A 1,022-nucleotide genomic window follows, 5' to 3' on the forward strand; every position below is an offset into this window, starting at 1 on the left:
AAGGTGCATTCGAACGATATCATTCGTGCTAAAAAGCGTCTTTATATGACAGCGACACCCCGTATTTTTGGGGATAACGCAAAAAGTCGTGCGAATGAAGCCAATGCCGTTCTTGCTTCAATGGATGATGAAAAGCTTTTTGACAAAACACTTTTTTATCGGGGCTTTTCATGGGCTGTACAGCATGACCTTTTAACGGACTATAAGGTTATTGTCTTAGCAATGGACGAAAAATTGGTCAGTTCCGCTGTTCAAAAACGCCTTAGTGATCGCGAGTCAGGGCTTGTTCTTGATGATGCAACAAAAATTATCGGTTGTTATAAGGCTTTGACAAAACAAGATATGAAGGCTGATGTTGGGGCTGATCCATATCCGATGCATCGTGCTTTGGCTTTTTGTAAAGATATTCGCAGTTCTAAACTGGTTCGTGATGAATTTTCTGCGGTTGTTGAGGAATATCTTAAGTATACTCAAGGGAATGTGGAAAGCGAGAATTTTCTGCAGTGTGAAGTTGAACATGTTGATGGCAAGTTTAATGCGAAGGACCGTAGTGCACTGCTTGATTGGTTGAAAGCAGAGAGTGGGGGTGATGTTTGTCGTATTTTGACCAATGCACGTTGTTTGTCTGAGGGGGTGGATGTTCCAGCTCTTGATGCCATTATGTTTTTAAATCCACGCAAGAGTCAGATTGATGTTGTGCAAGCGGTTGGACGGGTGATGCGTCGCTCTGAGGGCAAAAAGATGGGATATGTCATTTTGCCCATTGGTGTTCCTTTTGATATTCCTGCGGAACAGGCTTTAAACAACAATGATAAATATCGGGTTGTTTGGCAAATTTTAAATGCTTTGCGCGCACATGATGATCGTTTTGATGCGACGATTAATAAGGCATCGTTGGGGCCAGATATCAGTAATGTGATTGAGATTATTGGGGTCACACAGAGTTCTGAGTTACAAGCTGTTACGGCTGTGGTTGATCATCTTCCGGTTCGCTTGCAACCTGCACACTCGGGAATTGGAAG

1 protein-coding gene is annotated in these 1,022 nt (G+C 42.9%); it reads left to right on the plus strand.

From position 1 onward, the window contains the following. On the plus strand, positions 1–1,022 hold a 1,022-nt coding region (locus ACFINC_RS09825; protein WP_375617093.1), incomplete at both ends, for a helicase-related protein.

It is taken from the genome of Bartonella sp. AP58NXGY, from assembly GCF_042195785.1.
Classification (GTDB): Bacteria; Pseudomonadota; Alphaproteobacteria; order Rhizobiales; family Rhizobiaceae; genus Bartonella.